14 protein-coding genes are annotated in these 17,544 nt (G+C 67.8%); 8 read left to right on the forward strand and 6 right to left on the reverse strand.

Features of this window, described 5'->3' with window-relative positions:
- Positions 1-13: 13 nt before the first annotated feature.
- A complete protein-coding gene (gene prpR / locus EZ304_RS06020) occupies positions 14-1,597 on the forward strand; it encodes a propionate catabolism operon regulatory protein PrpR (RefSeq protein ID WP_142806552.1) in 1,584 nt (527 codons plus the stop codon).
- A gap of 74 nt (positions 1,598-1,671) precedes the next feature.
- Here prpR and EZ304_RS06025 read toward each other — a convergent pair whose 3' ends face one another.
- The 3 genes from EZ304_RS06025 to pdxH all read right to left on the reverse strand — a co-directional run bounded on the left by EZ304_RS06025 (position 1,672) and on the right by pdxH (position 3,263).
- Complete coding sequence (locus tag EZ304_RS06025; RefSeq protein ID WP_142806553.1) at positions 1,672-2,133, reverse strand: DoxX family protein; 462 nt, start codon at positions 2,131-2,133, stop codon at positions 1,672-1,674.
- 161 nt (positions 2,134-2,294) lie between these two features.
- Entirely contained in the window at positions 2,295-2,654 is a 360-nt protein-coding gene (locus EZ304_RS06030; protein ID WP_142806554.1) for a hypothetical protein, read from the reverse strand.
- Between the two features lie 9 nt (positions 2,655-2,663).
- Entirely contained in the window at positions 2,664-3,263 is a 600-nt protein-coding gene (gene pdxH / locus EZ304_RS06035) for a pyridoxamine 5'-phosphate oxidase (protein WP_142806555.1), read from the reverse strand.
- A gap of 40 nt (positions 3,264-3,303) precedes the next feature.
- Here pdxH and EZ304_RS06040 point away from each other — a divergent pair, with 40 nt between their 5' ends.
- Entirely contained in the window at positions 3,304-4,131 is an 828-nt protein-coding gene (locus EZ304_RS06040) for a kinase (RefSeq protein WP_142806556.1), read from the forward strand.
- 6 nt (positions 4,132-4,137) lie between these two features.
- Here EZ304_RS06040 and EZ304_RS06045 read toward each other — a convergent pair whose 3' ends face one another.
- Complete coding sequence (locus EZ304_RS06045) at positions 4,138-4,341, reverse strand: dodecin family protein (RefSeq protein ID WP_005410663.1); 204 nt, start codon at positions 4,339-4,341, stop codon at positions 4,138-4,140.
- A gap of 98 nt (positions 4,342-4,439) precedes the next feature.
- Between EZ304_RS06045 and EZ304_RS06050 the strand changes: the two genes are divergently transcribed.
- The 5 genes from EZ304_RS06050 to mdtD all read left to right on the forward strand — a co-directional run bounded on the left by EZ304_RS06050 (position 4,440) and on the right by mdtD (position 9,062).
- Positions 4,440-4,982 (forward strand): shikimate kinase, encoded by a 543-nt coding sequence (locus EZ304_RS06050; protein WP_099555309.1) that lies wholly within the window; start codon positions 4,440-4,442, stop codon positions 4,980-4,982.
- Positions 4,979-6,091, forward strand: coding sequence for a 3-dehydroquinate synthase (gene aroB / locus EZ304_RS06055; protein WP_142806557.1), 1,113 nt, complete (start codon positions 4,979-4,981; stop codon positions 6,089-6,091). Before EZ304_RS06050 ends, aroB begins: the two co-directional genes overlap by 4 nt.
- Before the next feature lie 120 nt (positions 6,092-6,211).
- Positions 6,212-6,451, forward strand: a complete 240-nt coding sequence (locus tag EZ304_RS06060) for a WGR domain-containing protein (protein ID WP_142806558.1) — start codon at positions 6,212-6,214, stop codon at positions 6,449-6,451.
- Positions 6,452-6,477: 26 nt separating this feature from the next.
- Complete coding sequence (hemE, locus tag EZ304_RS06065) at positions 6,478-7,560, forward strand: uroporphyrinogen decarboxylase (RefSeq protein WP_099555303.1); 1,083 nt, start codon at positions 6,478-6,480, stop codon at positions 7,558-7,560.
- Between the two features lie 92 nt (positions 7,561-7,652).
- Positions 7,653-9,062: a multidrug transporter subunit MdtD gene (mdtD, locus tag EZ304_RS06070; RefSeq protein ID WP_142806559.1), complete on the forward strand. Its 1,410-nt coding sequence runs from the start codon at positions 7,653-7,655 to the stop codon at positions 9,060-9,062.
- A gap of 506 nt (positions 9,063-9,568) precedes the next feature.
- Here mdtD and EZ304_RS06075 read toward each other — a convergent pair.
- On the reverse strand, positions 9,569-13,096 hold the full coding sequence (locus EZ304_RS06075) for a hybrid sensor histidine kinase/response regulator (protein WP_142806560.1): 3,528 nt from the start codon (positions 13,094-13,096) through the stop codon (positions 9,569-9,571).
- A 95-nt stretch (positions 13,097-13,191) separates the two neighbouring features.
- Positions 13,192-16,743, reverse strand: a complete 3,552-nt coding sequence (locus EZ304_RS06080) for a hybrid sensor histidine kinase/response regulator (protein WP_142806561.1) — start codon at positions 16,741-16,743, stop codon at positions 13,192-13,194.
- Positions 16,744-16,907: 164 nt separating this feature from the next.
- Here EZ304_RS06080 and EZ304_RS06085 point away from each other — a divergent pair, with 164 nt between their 5' ends.
- Positions 16,908-17,540 carry a YceI family protein gene (locus EZ304_RS06085; RefSeq protein ID WP_099555295.1) on the forward strand — a complete coding sequence of 211 codons (633 nt, stop codon included), beginning with the start codon at positions 16,908-16,910 and terminating at the stop codon, positions 17,538-17,540.
- The last annotated feature ends 4 nt before the right edge of the window (positions 17,541-17,544 follow it).

Genomic DNA, 17,544 nt, shown 5'->3' on the forward strand with positions numbered 1-17,544 from the left:
ACCTCCCGCCGCCATGTACCTGCCCCGCTCACCCCTGCGCCACGCCGACGCCGACCCCGGTCGCCCGGTGATCTGGACGGTCAGCGTCTCGCGCCTGACCGGCCTGCTCGGCGATGTCATTCCCGAATTCGATCGCCGCGCGCGCATCGAGCAGATCAACCTCGGTTTCGAGGAAGCGGTGGATGTGATCGGCCAACGCCTGCGCCGCGAGCACTGCGACGTGGTCATCGCCGGCGGCTCCAACGCCGCCTGGCTGCGCAGCCGGCTGGAACTGCCGCTGGTGCCGATCCAGGCCAACGGCTTCGACCTGATGGAGGCGCTGGCGCGTGCGCGGCGCATCGCCAGCCGCATCGGCCTGGTCACCCACGCCAGCGACGTGCCGGTGTTCAGCAACTTCCAGCAGAGTTTCGGCCTGGATATCGAGCATCGCCGCTTCGTCACCCGCGAGGACGCACGCGACTGCATTGCCGACCTGCGCGCCAACGGCATCGAAGTGATCGTCGGCACCGGCATGGCCATCGACCACGCCGAACAGGCCGGCCTGCCCGGCGTGCTGCTGTACTCGGCCGACTCGGTGCGGCAAGCGTTTGAACATGCGCTGGAGCTGACCCAGACCCTTGCCCGCTCCAGCGGCAACCGAGCCGCCCCGCGCCGGCGCCCGGCAGCACGTGCCGACACACATGAATTGCTCGGCGACAGCGAGGCGATGGCCCAGGTGCGCGCGCAGATCGCGCTGTATGCGCCGCATGACAGCACCGTGCTGGTCACCGGCGAGACCGGCACCGGCAAGGAACTGGTCGCGCGGCAGCTGCACGCCGGCAGCGGCCGTCGTGGGCGCTTCGTCGCGCTGAACTGCGGCGCCATCAGCGAATCACTGCTGGAAGCGGAGCTGTTCGGTTACAGCGATGGCGCCTTCACCGGCGCACGCCGTGGTGGCCGCGTCGGCCTGGTCGAGGCCGCAGACGGCGGCACCCTGTTCCTGGATGAAATCGGCGAACTGCCGCTGCCGCTGCAGACCCGCCTGCTGCGGGTGCTGGAAGAACGTGAAGTGCTGCGCGTGGGCGCCACCGAACCGACCCCGGTGGACCTGCGCGTGGTCGCCGCCACCCTGCAATCGCTGGAGCAGCGCGCGGCAGCCGGCAGCTTCCGGCGCGACCTGTATTACCGCCTGGCCGCGCTGCGCATTGCCCTGCCCTCGCTGCGCGCCCGGCGCGGTGACATCCCACTGTTGGCACAGCATTTCTTCCGCCAGCTGCGGGGCGTCGATGCGCCGCTGGATGAAGAAGCATTGGCCGTGCTGACCGCCGCCGAATGGCCGGGCAATGTGCGCGAGCTGCGAAATCTGGTGGATCGCCTGCGCATCCACTGGCAGCCCAGTGAAGGGCTGATTGATGCTGCGCGGCTGCTGCAGCTGGCGCCTGAACTGGCAAGCGAAGGTGCGAAGGCACTCCCGCTGGAAAGCAGCGGCAAGCGCCCGCCGCGTGCGCAGTTGGAAGCATTGATGCAGGAACACCGCAATGATCGCGAGGGCATGGCGCAGGTGCTTGGCGTCTCACGCACCACGCTGTGGCGCTGGCTGCGCGCTGACGGCCTGTAGAGCCGGGCTCATGCTCGGCTGATCTTCCCGCAGAAGCAGCCGAGCATGGGCTCGGCTCTACAGGGTGTGTGCCATCAGCGCGCCCAGCGCACTTCGATCGCGAACCGCCCACTTCCTACTGCGGCAATCCACAACAGCAGCACACCCAGCGGCACTTCACTCAGGTAGAAGAACCAGCTCAGCCAATCCGGCACGCTCAGCCCGGCCGGAATGCGCGCGATGCCATCAGTCAGTGCAGCCACCGCGCAGATACCTGCCAGCAGCAACGCCGAGGGTCGACTGAGCAGGCCCAGCACCAGCAGACCACCGGCGATCCACTCAATCGCGCCGAGTACCGGCGCACTGAACACCGGGAACGGGATGCCGGCATCGACCAGCGTATGCACCATGCGCTCACGGCCTGCGTCGGTGAACACCTTGTTCCAGCCGGACACGCAGAACATCACACCGGCGACGATGCGCGCGAGCAGCAGCAGGAGTGCTTCCACGCCGCGGCGCGGCGGCGGCACCGCAAACAGGCAACGCCAGGAGGGCATGGCAACTCCGAAAGTCGAAGACATTCGTTGGAGTGTGCCGGTTGGCTGGTTGCCCGCAGATGAAGCGCATGGGTCCGAATGCGACAATCCGCTCTTGTAGGGTCGAGCCATGCTCGACTGCTTTACGCGCCAGAGCAACAGCAGCCGAGCATGGCTCGGCTCTACAACAGCCGCCCGTCGGCCAGCAGCAGCTCGATCTCCTCCACCTGCACCACCGGCAACTGCCACGGGTGATGCGGCACGATGCCCTGTTCGAAGATGCGCTGCAGCCGCTGCGGATCGCGCGGCAGGCAGAATTCCAGCCGCACGCTGCCGACCACCTCAGTGCGGCCCACCTCTCCCTGCACGGGCGTCGCGCCCGCGCACGGACGGAACTGCTCGAACCCCGGCGCCGACCACCACATGCCGTGCTCGTAGTCACCCGCCGCCAGCGCGTCCACCGCGAGGATGCCCTGCTTCACCACGTCCAGCGCTGCAGGCGGCACGAACACCACCACGCGGTACAGCGGCAGGTGCTTCATCATGCGACCTTACGGGTACAGAAGCCGCTTGCTCCAGCGCCCTTCGGCACCGGCTTCGTAGCACCAGCGCTCGTGCAGGCGGAACTGCGCGCCGTACCAGAACTCGATGCGGTCAGGCACCACGCGCAGGCCGCTCCAGCCGTCCGGGCGCGGCACGTCCTTGCCTTCGAAGCGGGCTTCGACCTCGGCAACGCGCGCGTCGAACTCTTCGCGCGTTGCCAGCGTCTTCGACTGCTGCGAGGCCCAGGCGCCGATCTGGCTCATGCGCGGGCGGCTGGCGAAATAGGCGTCGGCTTCGGCGTCGGCAACCTGCTCGACACGGCCTTCGATGCGCACCTGGATGCCGGCTTCGCGCAGGCTGCGCCACAGGAACAACAGCGCGGCCTGCGGATTGGCCTGCAGTTCCTGGCCCTTGTGGCTGTCCAGGTGGGTGTAGAAGACGAAACCACGCTCGTCGAACGCCTTCAGCAGCACGGTACGTGCCGAGGGACGGCCCTGCGTATCAGCGGTGGCCACGGTCATCGCGTTCGGCTCGACCTCGCGGCTCTGTTTGGCCTCGTCGAACAGGCCGGCAAACGTGGACAGGGCTTCGGCGTACAGGTCGCTCATGATTGCGTTCTTCTCACACGGATTGGGCTATTGTGGCTGCATGGCCGCTGCTGCGTATATGCCCCAGGTGAAAGGATTCCCCGAAACATTGGCCGAACAGGTGCTGGACGATGCACTGGGCAGCGGTGCAGCGGTTCCAGTATTGGCGATCAGCGGCCTGCAGGGGAGCGGCAAATCGACGCTGGCCGCGCAAGTGGTGGCGCGCGCCCAGTCACGCGGCCTGAACGCGGCCACGCTGTCGATCGATGATGTCTACCTGACCCGCGCACAGCGCCAGCGGCTGGCCCGCCAGATGCACCCTCTGCTGATCACCCGCGGCCCGCCGGGCACCCATGATCTGCCGCTGGCCCACGCAGTGCTGGACGCCGTGGCCGCACGCCAGCCTTTCGCGATGCCGCGCTTCGACAAGCTGGCCGATGAACGGCTGCCCGAAGCGCAATGGCCGCAGCTGCAGCAACCGCTGGACCTGCTGGTCTTCGAAGGCTGGTTCCTGGGCACGCCCGCACAGGATGACGACGCGCTGGACAGCCCGTTGAACGCGCTGGAACGCGACGCCGACGCCGATGGCCGCTGGCGGCGCTGGTGCAACCAGGCGCTGGCTCGCGACTACCCGGCACTGTGGCAGCGCTGCGACCGCCTGTGGTTCCTGCAGCCACCGGATTTCTCAGTGGTGCCGCGCTGGCGCTGGCAGCAGGAGCAGAACCTGCAGGCCGCGCAGCCGGGCCGGCACGGCATGAGCCGGCCACAGCTGGAGCGCTTCGTGCAGTACTACGAGCGGGTCAGCCGCCAGGCGCTGCATGCCCTGCCCGCCCTGGCCGACCACGTGGTGGTGCTGGACGGCCAGCGCCAGGTGCAGGACGTGCGCTGAGCGCGCCTATTCCACCAGGAAGGTCACCCGCAGATTGACCCGCCATTCGGTGATCTCGCCACTGCCATTGGTGACCACCTTGGTCTCGTTCACCCAGGCGCCCTGGATGCCCTTGACCGTCTCGGAGACCTTCTTCAGCCCGCTGCGCACGGCGTCCTCCACGCTTTTCGGCGAGGAGGCGGTGATTTCGATGACCTTGGCGACCGTCATGGCCTGTACTCCGGCTGGCGCGGGAGACCCCGCAGGAACGCCTACCCTGACGTGAAGAACGTAAAGGTCGGGACACGGAGGTGTTAGCATCACGGGGCATGAATCCTGCTCCGAACCTGATCCTGATCGGCCCGATGGGCGCCGGCAAAACCTGCATCGGCCGCCGCCTGGCCGAGCGCTTCACGCTGGACTTCGTCGATGTCGACCAGGCCATCGTCGATGCCGCCGGCGCAAGCATCCCGACCCTCTTCGAGCACTCCGGCGAAGCCGGCTTCCGCAGCCATGAACGCGAGGCGCTTGCGCGTGTGCTGGAAGGCCGCGGCCAGCTGGTCTCCACCGGTGGCGGCGCGGTGCTGGATCCGGACAACCGTGCGCTGATCGCACGACGCGGCTTCGTGGTCTACCTGCGGGTCAGCGTGGCTGCTCAGCTGGAGCGCCTGGCCCGCGACAAGGGCCGGCCGCTGCTGCAGCGCCCGGACCGCGAGCAGGTGCTGCACGATCTGGCCGCGCACCGCGACCCGCTGTACCGCGAACTGGCCGACCTCACCCTTGATACCGACCCGTACACCGCTGCCGACGCAACCGCCCACCTGGTGGTGAAGCTGGCCACGCAATGGCAGCGCCAGGACCTGACTGCATGACTTCCCCCGCCCTGCTGCAGGTCGCCGTTGGCGGCGACCGCCCCTACACCATCACCATCGGCGCCGGTGCCCAGGCTGACGGCGCCGCGCTTGCCTCACATGTGCGCGGTCGCCATGTGCTGCTGCTCAGCGACAGCGAAGTGGCCCCGCGCTATCTGGATGCCGTGAAGCAGACGCTGTTGGCCGCACGCCCCGACCTGATCGTCGGCGAGCACGTGCTGGCCGCGGGCGAAGCCTCCAAGACCCTGGCCGAATTCGGCCGCGCGATCGAAGCACTGGCCGCGCTCGGCGCCACCCGCGATGCCTGCGTGTTCGCCCTCGGCGGTGGCGTGGTCGGTGATCTGGCCGGTTTCGCCGCGGCCTGCTGGATGCGCGGCGTGGACTGCGTGCAGCTGCCAACCACCCTGTTGGCGATGGTCGATTCGTCGGTGGGCGGCAAGACCGCGGTCGACATTCCGGCCGGCAAGAACCTGGTCGGCGCATTCCATCCGCCGCGTGCGGTCATTGCCGATACCCGCGTGCTGGCTACCCTGCCGCCGCGCGAGCTGCGTGCCGGCCTGGCCGAAGTGGTGAAGTACGGCGCGCTGGGCGACGCGGTGTTCTTCGAATGGCTGCAGCAGCATGCCGATGCACTGGTCGCCGGCGAAGACAACGTGCTCTCCGAAGCCATCGCACGCAGCTGCCGGCACAAGGCTGCGATCGTCGAACGCGATCCGTTCGAGAAGGGCGAGCGTGCCCTGCTCAACCTGGGCCACACCTTCGGTCATGCCATCGAGACCGAGCAGGGCTACTCGGCTCCGGGCCGCGATGCGCTGAACCATGGCGAGGCCGTGGCGGTGGGCATGGTACTGGCCGCGAAGCTGTCCACCGACCTCGGCCTGGCCGATGATGCCGACCGCGCGCGCCTGCAGGCGCTGCTGGAAAAGCTGCAGCTGCCGGTGGCGATCCCGGCCGGACTCGACCCGCAGGCCCTGCTGGGCCGCATGCGGCTGGACAAGAAGAACGTCGCCGGCCGCCTGCGCCTGGTGCTGTGGCGCGGCATGGGCCGGGCCGAAGTGGTGCCGGACGTGGATGAAGCAGCCGTGCTGAAGGTGCTGGGCGCGGGCTGACCTTTCCTCGCTCGCCGGGCATGGCCCGGCGCTACCGGGGACGATTCACGAGGTTACCGGCCAGCGGCCGGCACTACCGCGTTGCGGCCGGGGTCACCCTGGCCCCGCTACAATCGGCCCATGCACGTCTACCTGCAACATCCCGACGCCGGTGCGCAGGCACCGCGCTTCCTGCGCCTGAGCCTGCAGCCGGACCTGCTCGGCGGCTGGGAGCTGCTGCGCGAGAGCGGCCGCGTCGGCAGCCGGTCGCAGCTGCGGCGCGAGCTGTTCCTGCAGACCGACGAAGCCCGCCATGCCTTCGAGAAGGCCCGCGATGCCGAACTGCATCGCGGCTTCCAGATCCTTTCGCACGGCGACTGACGCCGCTGCCAACTTTCGTCCAAGGAATGCCCATCGTGACCAGCCCTCTCCGCAACGATCGCCTGCTGCGCGCCCTGCGCCGCGAACCGGTGGACTGCACCCCCGTCTGGCTGATGCGCCAGGCCGGCCGCTACCTGCCGGAATACCGTGCGACCCGGGCCAAGGCCGGCAGCTTCCTGGCCATGGCCAAGAATCCGGAGATCGCCTGCGAAGTCACCCTGCAGCCGCTGCGCCGGTTCCCCTTGGACGCGGCCATTCTGTTCTCGGACATCCTCACCATTCCCGATGCGATGGGCCTGGAGCTGTACTTCGTCGAAGGCGAAGGCCCCAAGTTCCGCCACCCGGTACGAGATGAAGCGGCCATCGCCAAGCTGGCGGTGCCGGACATGGAACAGGACCTGGGCTACGTGATGGACGCGGTGCGCCTGATCCGCCGCGAGCTGGACGGCCAGGTACCGCTGATCGGCTTCTCCGGCAGCCCGTGGACGCTGGCCTGCTACATGGTGGAAGGCGGCGGCAGCAAGGACTTCGCGCGCATCAAGGCGATGGCACTGAACCACCCGCAGGCCCTGCACCGCCTGCTGGAGGTCACCACCGACGCGGTGATTGCCTACCTCGGCGCGCAGCGCGCGGCCGGTGCGCAGGCGCTGCAGGTGTTCGACACCTGGGGTGGCGTGCTGTCGCCGTCGATGTACCGCGAGTTCTCGCTGCGTTACCTGCAGCGGATTGCGCAGGGCCTGGAGCGTGGCGAAGGCAGCGAGCGCACGCCGCTGATCCTGTTCGGCAAGGGTACCGGCCTGCACCTGGAAGCACTGTCGCAGACCGGCGCCGATGCGCTCGGCCTGGACTGGACACTGGACCTGGACGAGGCCATGCGCCGCACCGGTGGTCGCGTTGCCCTGCAGGGCAACCTCGACCCGACCACGCTGTACGCCTCGCCGGATGCGATCGCCGCCGCTGCAGCACGCGTGCTCGACACCTATGCCGCGGGAAATGGCGGTTCGCGCGAGGGCCATGTATTCAACCTCGGCCACGGCATGTCGCCGGACATGGACCCGGCCCACGTGCAGGTGCTGGTCGACGCGGTGCACGCGCACAGCCAGCGCTGAGCATTCGGCATACGGTTGCGGCGCGATGTTGATCGCGCCGTGACCCGCAGTGCGCGATCATGGCAGCCCCCACGCTGCACCGGCCGCACCCCATGTCCACATCGCCATCGACCTACAACCGCCAGCGCCCCCTGCTGTGGCTGGTGTCCTTGGCGATCTTCATGCAGATGCTGGACTCGACCATCGTCAACACGGCGTTGCCGGCGATGGCGGCCAGCCTGGGTGAAAGCCCGCTGCAGATGCAGTCGGTGGTGTTCAGCTACGCGCTGGCAGTGGCCACCTTCATCCCCGCCTCCGGCTGGATCGCCGACCGCTACGGCACCCGCCGTACCTTCCTGGTGGCGATCATCCTGTTCACCCTCGGCTCGTTGGCCTGCGCGCTGGCCCAGCACCTGCACCAGCTGGTCGGTGCGCGCGTGCTGCAGGGCATCGGCGGTGCCATGCTGCTGCCGGTCGGCCGGCTGGCGGTGATGCGTTCGGTGCCGCGCGAGGATTTCCTGCGCGCGATGAGCTTCATCGCCATCCCGGCCCTGGTCGGCCCGCTGATCGGTCCCACGCTGGGCGGCTGGCTGGTGGAGATCGCCTCATGGCACTGGGTGTTCCTGATCAACCTGCCGATCGGCGTGATCGGTTTCATCGCCGCGATGAAGATCATGCCCGACCACTACGCCAGCCATCGCACCCGTTTCGACCTGCGTGGCTACATCATGCTGGCCTTCGCGATGGTGGTGCTGTCACTGGCGCTGGACGGCATCTCCGGGCTCGGTACGCCACATGCACTGGTGATGCTGATGACCGTTGCAGGCCTGGCGGCACTGGTGGGTTACTGGCTGCACGCTGCCAATTCGACGGCACCGTTGTTCTCGCTGGCGCTGTTCCGCGTACCCAGCTACCGCATCGGCATTCTCGGCAACCTGTTCTCGCGCATCGGCAGCAGCGCCATGCCGATGCTGATCCCGCTGCTGCTGCAGGTCGGCCTCGGCCTGGGCCCGATGAACGCCGGCCTGATGATGGTGCCGGTGGCCGCCGCTGGCATGGTCTCGAAGAAACTGGCAGTGAAACTGGTGGAGCGCTACGGCTACCGTCGCGTGCTGATGGTCAACACCGTGCTGGTAGGCCTGGCCATGGCCAGCTTCATCCTGATGACACCCGGCCAGCACCTGGCCTGGCGCCTGCTGCAGCTGGCGTTCTTCGGCGCGGTCAATTCGCTGCAGTTCACCGTGATGAACACCGTGACCCTGCGTGACCTGGACCGCGAGTTCGCCAGTTCCGGCAACAGCCTGTTGTCGATGGTGATGATGCTCGCGGCCGGCTTCGGTGCTGCTGCGGCCGGCAGCCTGCTGGCCGCGTTCGGCAATCATCTGGACAGCACCGACGCGACCGCGGCATTGCATGCCACGTTCCTGTGCGTCGGCGCGATCACCCTGACCTCGACGATGATCTTCTGGCAGCTGCCCGATACCAAGCCCGAACCGCGGCAGGTCGAGCACGTCGCGGAGTGAGGGTGGTTCGGCAGGGCCTGCGGCCCTGCACCTGCAGAGGCTTCAAGCCAAGGCAACAGCAACGGCAAAAGCAGGCATTCCGTGGGATGGCGGGGTACTGTGGGTTTGCGGGGCCGCCGTGAACCCGTCCATGGGGGCTTGGTCGCCGCATCCATGCGGCTCACACCCCGCAAACCCACAGCACCCCGCCGTCGACAGTTTCCCGGTGGCCAGTAGATCCACGCCATGCGTGGATGAATCTCCATCGAAATCGAATATTTCGAATTGAGATCGAAACGCATCCACGCATGGCGTGGATCTACTGCAGATCGCAGGATTCTGTCGAAGGCGGGGTGGGTCCGGTTGCGGGGGCGTGAGCCGCATGGATGCGGCGACCGAGCTTACATGGACGTACTTGCAGCGTCCCCCGCTACCGGACCCACCCCGCCATCCCACGGAATGCAGGCTTTTGACGTTGCGTTGACGTTGATTCTGCAGGTGCAGGGCTGCAAGCCCTGCAATAAACCCTACCTGCCCATGACCCTGGCGATCGCTTCCACCAGCAGCTCACCGGTCACCGGCTTGCGCAGGAAACCGCCGATGCCAGCCGCCTCCACCTGCTGCTGCAGGTCCGGATCCGTCCGCGCGGTCACTGCCAGCAGCGGCAGCATGTAGCCCTGGTTGCGCAGGTGCTGGGCCAGCTCGAAGCCACTCAGGCCCGGCAGGTCAAGATCCAGCAGGCCGACGTCGAAATCACCGGCGCTGACCTCGCGCAGTGCCGCCAGCGCATGCCCCGCATGCACGACCTCGTGCCCGCGCGCACTCAGCAACCCGCGCACCACATCCGCCACGGTTGCATCATCCTCGACCAGCAACACGCGCAACGGCGGCATGTTGGCCACATCCTCGCGGTGCGCTTCGCCCTCGGCCTCTGCGCTGGCATCGACCACCAGCGGCAACGGCAGGGTCACGCCAAAACACGTGCCGCGGCCGAGCTGGCTCTCCACCTGGATACGCCCCTGCATCGCCTGCGCCAGTTCACGGCAGATGGCCAGGCCCAGGCCACTGCCACCGTACTGCGCAGCGGTGCGGGCACCGTCGGCCTGCTCGAAACGACGGAACAGGCGCTGCTGCTGTTCCTGGCTGATGCCCGGCCCGGTGTCGCGCACTTCGAAATGCAGCGCGTGCAGCTCGCCATCGCTGCGCGCATGCAGGGTGATGGTTCCGCGGCTGGTGAACTTGACCGCGTTGGAGAGCAGGTTGAGCAGGATCTGCCTTACCCGCATCGCATCGCCGGTCGCCTGCAAGCCCGACGGAAGCTGGTTGTCGAGGGTGAAGCGCAGGCCCTTCTGCGCTGCCAGTGGTCCCATCAGCGCGGCCAGGTCCTGCAGCAGGCAGCTCAGCGCGAACGGCTTGGACTGCAGTTCCAGCCGTCCGGACTCGATACGTGCCAGGTCCAAGGCATCGTTGACCAGGTGAAGCAGGTGTTCGCCGGCGTGCCGGATCGACTGTGTGTAGCCGCGCTGCTGCGGGTCCAGAGGTGAGGCCAGCAGCAGTTCGCTCATGCCGAGCACGCCGGTCATCGGCGTGCGGATTTCGTGGCCGAGATTGGCCAGGAAGCGGGTTTTGGCCGCCGAGGCCTGTTCGGCCAGTTCCTGTTTGTGCAGCGCCAGCTGATAGGCATGGCGCCGCTGCAGGCGGCGGCGATACAACCAGGCAAACCAACTGGTCAGCAAAAGCGCGATCGAGGCCAGTACCAGCAGCCCGGACAGGCTGCGCCACCACGGTGGCTGTACGCGGAATTCCAGGCTCTGCACCCGAGACCAGACATGGTCTGCGGAGCGCGCCTGTACTTCCAGACGGTAGCTGCCCGGCGGCAGGCGCGAGAACAGGCGCTCACCGGCCGGTCCCACTTCCACCCAATCGGGGTCGTAGCCGGCCAGGCGGTAGCGGTAGCTGTTGGAAGCCGAATCGGCGAACGACAACAGTCGCGCGACGATGCGCAGGTCACGGTCACCATCGGCAATCTGCAAGGGCGTGTCGTGGGTCAGGTCGAGTACCTGCTCGTTGCGGCGGACTTCGACCCGCTCGATCACCAACGGTGCACGCCGCACCGAGGGTCGCACCTGTTCCGGGTCGAACACCACCACGCCGGCCGGGGTGCCGGCCACCAGATGGCCATCGCCGGACATCGTCAACGTGTGCTCGCGGAACTCCTGGCTGGGCAGGCCGTCGTGCACGCCGTACAGGCGCACGCTCTGCCCATCGGCGCCAACCCGCACCAGGCCGCGGGCACTGGTGGCCCAGGCCACCCCCTGTGCGTCCACCACCAGCCCGGACGCGGAAATCGCCGGGTAACCCTGCTCCGCGCCGACCACAGCCTGCCGTTCAAGCCGCCCCTGGCTCCAGCGGTAGCGCGACAGGCGGCCATCCTCCGACAACCAGACCTGGCCATCGCGCCCAACGTGCAACGCATGGATCGCCGTCGCCGGCGCACCCGGCACCGGCTGGAAGCGCTCGCTTTCCGGCAGCCACTGCAGCAGGCCGCGGCTGCTGGCCAGCCAGATGTGGTCCTGCGGCCCGCATTCCACATCGAGGTTGAGCTGGCCCTGCTGCAGGCCGCGCTGGCCGTTGTCCAGCTGGCGGCGCAGGCGACCGTCAAGGTCACGCTGCTGCAGGCCTGCAGGCAACATCAACCACAGGCTGTCGCCGTCGCAGGTCATCATCGACTCGATGACCCCTTCCATGGTTGCGTCGGCCCCGGCATCACGGCCCCAGCGACGCAGGTCACGCCGCTTCGGGTCATAGCGCAGCAACGCATCGGTCGAGCCGATCCAGACCTGGCCACGGCGATCCTCGCGTACCGAGGACAGCCAGTACATGCCATTGACCCAGGTGCGGTGCTGCTCGATCCTGCCGGTCCTGGGATCGAACCGGTCCAGCGCCCCGTGGCTGCCAACCGTCCAGATGCCGCCATTGCTGGAAGGGCTGGTGCCCAGCACGAAGGCATTGCGCAGCGAACCGGCGTCATCCTCCAATCGCGACAGCACCGAGAACTGCCACCAGCGTGGCAGCAGGTGCCACAGGCCGGCATTGGTACTGGCCAACCAGATGCCGCCTTCGCGGTCCTCGTAGGCGCCCGTCCAGTTCGGGCGCACCGGCCCGCGCGCAACGGCGCTGTACAGCGGAACGGTCTGGTACTGCCCATCCACGGCCCGGCCCAGCCCGGTACGGGTATCCAGCCAATGCCCGCCCTGCTCATCGCGCAGCATCATGCCGAGCACCTGCTCGCCTGGCGGCAGTTTCCATGGCGGCGATTCAAAACGCCCGTCGGGGCGACGCACCGTGGCACCGGCCATCGTACTGATCCACAGGCTGCCATCGGGTTCGCTGGTCAACCCGTTGATCAACAGGCTGGGAATGACATCCGTGCCGACCCGCTCGAAGTCGGTGCCCGTCCAGCGCGCCACGCCATGCTTGGTGCCGACCCACAGGCTGCCATCGGCCAGGGTAGCCAGATACGGCACCGAGGCGGCAGGCAGGCTGCGTGGATTGTTGGCCTCCGGCAGGAAACGCTGCAGGCGGTCCTGGCTGTCCAGCCGGTACAGCCCACCTTCGTGGGTCCCGAACCAGATCGCACCGTCCGGCGTGGTCGCCAGGCTCCAGACCGTATTGGTCCCCATCAACGGCTGGCTGCTGCGATCGTAGAAATGCAGCTGGCGGCGGTCGGCCGACATCCGTACCAGGCCCGCGTTCTCGGTCCCGATCCAGAGCTGGTTGCGCGCATCGACCAGGACCGTCCAGATGCGGTTGTCGCGCAGGCCATCCTCCGAACGCCAGATCCGGTAGTTGCGCCCATCGTAACGGGCCAGGCCGTCGTTGGTGGCGATCCAGAGGTAGCCGTAGCGGTCTTCAGCCATGCGGTTGACGGTATTGGACGGCAGGCCGTCGAACACCGTCACCTGGCGCGGGCTCGGTGGCACCGGCTGCGCGGCAGCGGGTGACAGGCCGCACAGGAGGATCAGCAGCAGCATCGCCACCCGCAGATACACCACCGATTGCCTCCTCACGCTGCCCTGATGATTCCCGCGCCGCGGGCGTCGGCATGGTAAACCGAAAGTCGCGCCGTTCACGCCCGGCGCCGACGTTTTCAAGTTGTGGTCTGTCGTTTGGCGCGAGCCTGGATGATCGCTGCCACCAGCATGTCGCCGGTGACCGGCTTGCGCAGGAAACCATCGAAACCGGCAGCGAGCACCTGCGATTCGGCATAGGCGTCGGAGCGGGCGGTCACCGCCACCAGTGGCAGCTCATAGCCCAGGGTGCGCAGCTGGCGGGCGATCGCAGTGCCGTCCAGCGCCGGCAGATCGAGATCGAGCAGGCCCACATCAAAGCCATCGGTAGCGATCTCCGACAAAGCCCCCAGGCCATGCAGCACATGCACCACGTCATGGCCGCGGCTGCGCAGCAGGCCGGCGATGACCTCGGCCACGGTGGCATCGTCCTCCACCAGCAGGATGCGCAATGGCGGCAGTACCGGCAGTGCCGGCAGTGCCGGCACTTCGCCCGTGGCGGCTGCCTGCCGGGTCCAGGGCAGCGGCAACCGTACCCGGAAGCGCGCGCCCTTGCCTGGCTGGCTGTCCACTTCGATGCGCCCGCCCATCGCCACGGCCAGCTCCTGGCAGATCGCCAGGCCCAGCCCGCTGCCGCCATAACGCGAGGCCGTGCGCGGCCCCTCCGCCTGCTCGAATCGGTGGAACAGCCGCTCCTGCTGCTCGGCATTGATACCCGGGCCACTGTCGTGCACTTCGAAACAGAGACCGCCGCCGTTCTCTTCCAGGTGCACGGCCAGGCCGACATGGCCGCGTTCGGTGAACTTGATGGCATTGCCCAGCAGGTTGAGCAGGATCTGCCGCACGCGCATCTCGTCGCCACTGACGCTGATCGGGCCGGGCGGATCGTCGCCACGCTGGAAATCCAGCTTGCGCTGTTTCGCCATGGGCTGCATCAGCGCCTGCACCTGGTCGAGCAGGCCGGCCAGATCGAATGGGCGCAGATCCAGCTCCAGCCGGCCCGCCTCGATGCGTGCGAGGTCCAGGGCATCGTTGACCAACCGCAGCAGATGGCTACCGGCCTGCTGGATGGAGCCGGCATAGCTGCGCTGCACCGGGTCCAGCGACGTGGCCAGCAGCAACTCGCTCATGCCAAGCACACCGGTCATCGGCGTGCGCACTTCATGCCCCAGCGTGGCCAGGAACCGGCTCTTGGCCTGCGAGGCCTGTTCGGCCAGCTCCTGCTTGTGCACAGTCAACTGCCATTGCTGGCGACGGCGCAGGCGCGCACGGATCGACCAGACCAGGACGAGCAGCAGCAGCGAACCGATCAGGATGTAGCCGAAGATCGCCATGCCGCTGCGCCACCATGGTGGCAGCACCTTCACCTGCAGCTGCTGCGAAGGCGTCCATGCACCATTGGCGGTGGCCGCCTGTACTTCGATGACGTAGCTGCCGGTGGGAAGTCGCGACAGCGTGCGCTGGCCGTCGCCGCCCTGCTCCACCCAGTTCTGGTCATACCCGCGTACCCGGAAACGGTAGCGGTTGCCCTGTGGGTTGGCATACGACAGCAATCGTGCATCGATCTGCAGGTCGCGATCATCCGGTCCCAGCAGCAGGGTGCCGGCGTTCGGCAACGGCTGCCAGCCGCGCGCGTCATCGCGGCGCACGCGTACCTCGGCAATCACCAGCGACGACCCGGGCAGCACCACGTCGTCGGCATTCACATCGAAAGCGACAAGACCGGTCTGGGCCACGGCCAGCACGCGGCCATCTTCATTCACCGCCGGCGGCCGGCTGGTGAACTCGGCATCGGACAGGCCATCGCGTTCGTTGAACAACTGCAGGCGTCGTGCTTTCGGGTCCCAACGCAGCAGGCCGCGCGGCGTGGTCGCCCACACCCGGCCATTGTCGGCCAATGCCAGGCCGCCCATGCTGACCGGCGGCACACCGGCACTTCCATCAATGCGCTGGATCAGGTGCAGGCTCATGCCATCCCACTGATAGCGCTCCAACGCGCCCTGGCGGGCCAGCCACAGCTGCTGCGGATCAACCCACACCAGATCGAAGATCAGCCCGCGCGAGACACCCGGCACCGCTTCGAAGCGACCGGCCTGCTCACGCCAGATGCCCATTTCGCCCATCACCCATGCCTTGCCATGGGGATCGAAGCGGATCTGCTCGATGGGTGAATCGGCCGACTTGCGGAAATCGTCGAGCGGATAGCTGCGCAGCACCCGGCCATCTGCACTACGCAGCTGCAGGCCCAGATTCATCACCGAAAGCCAGACCGTGCCATCGGGTGCCTGCCGCATCAGGTCGATGCGCTGGCGCAGGTCGGCGCCTCCATCGATATGCCAATCGTGCAGCGCGCGGCTGGCCGGGTCATACACGGTGATGCGACCGGCACGCCCCAGCCACAGGCGCCCGTCCGGCCGCGGCAGTACCGACCAGACCGCACCGCTGCCGATCTCACGGTCGCTGGCCAGCAGGCGCAATGTGCCGTGCGCATCCAGCTGGTACACGCCGTGTGCCGAACCCACGTAGTAGTTCTGGCCGTCACTGGCCGCACCCAGCAGGTACTGGCTGTCCAGCGGCTTGCCATCGAGCTGGTTCCAGATCGAGAAGCGGCGCCACTCCGGTGGCAGGTACGCCAGGCCCTGGGTCAGCAGCGCCACCCACAATCCACCCTCATGGTCCTGCAGCAGGTCCAGCACACCGCTCTGTGCGGTAAGGAAACCACTGCCACGGTCGCCGTCGAGCCGCAACAGCGCACTGGCGTCGCCACGCAGCAGGCCGTCGGACGTGCCCGCCCAGTAGCCGCCCTGGCGATCGGCCAGAACCAGCGCCGAGCGCAGGCTGGCGCTGTCGCTCCAGCGCGGACGGCTGACCCGGTCCTGCGCATCGATGCGGTACAGGCCGTCGTTCTGGCTGCCGATCCAGATCGAGCCATCCGGATCGCGGCTCATCCGCAGTACGCTCAATGTGCCCAGCTCGCGCGGTGCCACGGGTTCGAAATCGCGGCCATTCCAGCGTGCCACCCCGGCCTCGGTACCGATCCACAGGCGCCCTTGTGCATCGACCAGGCTGCTGTAGATGGTATTGCTGGGCAGGCCGTCGGCGCGGGCGGGGTCGTGTTTGAAGAAGCGCAGGCTGCCGTCCTCCCCGAACCGGCAGATGCCCTGGCCGCTGGTGCCGATCCACAACGCATCCCCGGCGTAGGCCAGCGTCCAGAACTGGCCCAGGCAGGGGCCATTGACCGCATCAAAGGTCTTGAACCGTTCGCGGTCGGCATCCAGGCGGGCCACGCCCTTGCCGTTGATGCCCACCCACACGCGGTCCAGCGGATCGACCAGCAGGGTCTCGATCTCGTTGCCGGGCAACGAACCGGGCTGTTCCGGATCATGCTCCCAGACCCGCAGCGAGCTGCCGTCGTAGCGCACCAGCCCGCCATCGGTCGCAGCCCATACATGGCCCTGGCGGTCCTCGGCCAGCGCCAGCACCATGCGCGAAGGCATGCCTTCGGCGGCACCGAAGCGCCGCAGGCGTGGTGTTTCAGCCATGTCCAGGGCCGCAGCCGCCGTGGCAGACGCCAACAGCAGCAGCCCCGTTGCCGCGATGCCCAGGCACCACAGGCGCCAGCTGCTCGTCATCCTGAACCCCCTGTCCTGTCCCGATTGTCACACAGGGCCGGGGTCATGGCTGCAACAGCCTGTTGCCGGGGCAGGACCACCACGAACTGTTGCAGCCATGCACGCATCGTTGGCAGGGGCCTGTGCGTATGATCACAGCGTCCCCCTTCCGGAGCCCGCCATCGATGCGTCCCTGCCTGGCCCTGCTGCCGATGCTGCTCGCCACCGCCCCCGCCTGGGCGGACGCAGACACCTACCGCCTCGATCCGGTGCACACGCGGGTGCTGTTCAGCATCGACCACGCCGGCTATTCGCAGGCCATGGGTACGGTGTCCGGCAGCGAGGGCCGCCTGCAGTTCGATCCCGACAACTGGCGCGGTGCCACCCTGGATGTCGAAGTCCCAGTCTCGCGGTTGGACCTTGGTGACGCCAAATGGAACCAGGCCACGCTGGCCCGCAGCCTTCTGGATGGCGAGCGTTTCCCAAAGGCACACTTCGTCTCCAACCGGGTCGAACCGATCGATGCCAAGCGCGCCCACGTGATCGGCACGCTGACCCTGCGTGGGGTCAGCCAGGAAATCACGCTGGATGTGACCCTCAACGCCATCAAGCGCTACCCGCTCCCCCCGTTCCGACGCACCGCCGGCTTCTCCGCCAGCACCACACTGAGCCGGCGTGCGTTCGGCATCACCGCCTGGCCGGGCGTCATCGGTGATGCAGTACAGCTGAGGATCGAGGCTGAAGCCACCCTCGACCGCAGCGACGCCCCGGGAACTCCCGCTCCCGTTCCGCACTCCGACCCCAAGACGGCCCCCTAGAGGA

This window comes from Stenotrophomonas maltophilia (assembly GCF_006974125.1).
GTDB lineage: Bacteria > Pseudomonadota > Gammaproteobacteria > Xanthomonadales > Xanthomonadaceae > Stenotrophomonas > Stenotrophomonas maltophilia_O.